Origin of the sequence: Kitasatospora sp. NPDC059160 (genome assembly GCF_042755465.1) — a bacterium.
GTDB lineage: Bacteria > Actinomycetota > Actinomycetes > Streptomycetales > Streptomycetaceae > Kitasatospora.
Genome location: NZ_JBHZCN010000248.1, coordinates 1 through 1,365 on the forward strand (window position 1 = coordinate 1; position 1,365 = coordinate 1,365).

A 1,365-nucleotide genomic window follows, 5' to 3' on the forward strand; every position below is an offset into this window, starting at 1 on the left:
GCCCGGGGGCTGACGCCAGGTCGGCCAACCGCCGGACCCTTCCGGCCCGCCACAGACCCCCGCGCGGGAGGGCAACCCCGCGCGGCCCCCGGCCCGACCAGGGCCGGACCCACCAACACCCAGAAGGGCACCACCCGTGAACACCACCCCCAGTCCGGCCGCCGTCCCGACCACCGCGAGCGCTCCCGACTTCGTGGCTCTCGCCGCCACGATCACCGGCGACAAGCTGTACACCCTCGCCCGCCACTGGACGGCCAACGAGCCGACCTCCGCCGCCCAGCACCGCGCGTGGAACCTGGCCGGTGACGCGAGGGCCTACCAGCTCTGGGACGCCATCCGGAACCGGATCCTCGCCCGCGTGTACTGGTCGGCCCCGATCAGCGACGGCGTGACGGCCATGTCCACGGCGGCGCTGGCGGTCGCGGTCCGCGAGCAGCTGACGGCGGAGGAGTACGCCGCGCTGGTCGGCCCGTGGGAGCTGCTCGCGGGCCCGATCGGCTGACCGGCGGCCGGTTCCGGGTGAACGCCCGGGACCTGTCCGGCCCCGGAACGGGTGGCCGGGTCGCGGCGGCATCGAGCCGCCGCCCCCCGGGCTGCCGCGCCCGCCGCCGGCCCCGCGGCCGGCGAACCGCCTTGGAAGCGGACGCCCCTTCGGGGCGGCCCCCCTCAGTCCGGCGCGTTCACCGGCCCGGGCCGTGGCCGGCCCGGGCCGGGCGCCGGACCGCGCACCGCTTCCCGCCGGTGCCTACCGACCTTCCGCCCCACCACCGACAGGACGAACCCGTGCCCACCACCCCCGGACTCCCGACCGGCACCGCCGTGGTGATGCTCTACCCCCGCGAGGACGGCACCACCGGCCTCCAGGTCGAGTGCCCGTGCTGCGACGTCGTCACCACCGGCACCACCACCGGCCACAGCACCGACAGCGCCGACGGCCCGCTGCAGCGCGTCGCCTGGTCCGACGGCACCCGCAACGACTGGCCCACCGCCCTGCTGCGGCCCATCACCGCCGACGACCCCGCCCCCGCCTGGCCGACCCCACCGGGGATCTGACCAGGCCCACCGACTCCCGCCCGCGCACCGCGGACGGGCCCACCGCCGGAGCGAGGGCAACCGCCCCGGCCCACCAACAAGGAGAACGACCGATGTTCGAGCACGACGACCAGAACCAGCCGGCCATCCCGAAGCTCAACGGCACCGTGCCCGGCCAGCGCCGCGACGGCACCACCGGCGCGGGCGGCGGCCAGCCCCTCGGCCCGCAGCCCGGCGGCCCCGGCCGCGTGCCCCGCCAGGGCGAGCACCCCGACCACTGACCCCACCCAGCCGGCCGGGCCGGGGGCCGCCGCCCCCCCCCCGCCCCCCCCC

3 protein-coding genes are annotated in these 1,365 nt (G+C 78.4%); all 3 read left to right on the plus strand.

The genetic code is table 11. The features are described from left to right. Positions 1 to 136: 136 nt before the first annotated feature. The gene (locus ACFXOZ_RS42505) at positions 137 to 502 is read left to right on the plus strand and encodes a hypothetical protein (protein ID WP_380595404.1); all 366 of its coding nucleotides are present in this window, start codon (positions 137 to 139) and stop codon (positions 500 to 502) included. 281 nt (positions 503 to 783) lie between these two features. Further along, positions 784 to 1,053, plus strand: a complete 270-nt coding sequence (locus tag ACFXOZ_RS42510; protein WP_380595406.1) for a hypothetical protein — start codon at positions 784 to 786, stop codon at positions 1,051 to 1,053. 92 nt (positions 1,054 to 1,145) lie between these two features. Beyond that, the gene (locus tag ACFXOZ_RS42515) at positions 1,146 to 1,313 is read left to right on the plus strand and encodes a hypothetical protein (protein ID WP_380595408.1); all 168 of its coding nucleotides are present in this window, start codon (positions 1,146 to 1,148) and stop codon (positions 1,311 to 1,313) included. Positions 1,314 to 1,365 lie beyond the last annotated feature (52 nt).

Bases quoted from the DNA above. Each gene is read 5' to 3' on its own strand.
- ACFXOZ_RS42515 (WP_380595408.1), top strand. From the start codon at position 1,146: ATGTTCGAGCACGACGACCAGAACCAGCCGGCCATCCCGAAGCTCAAC.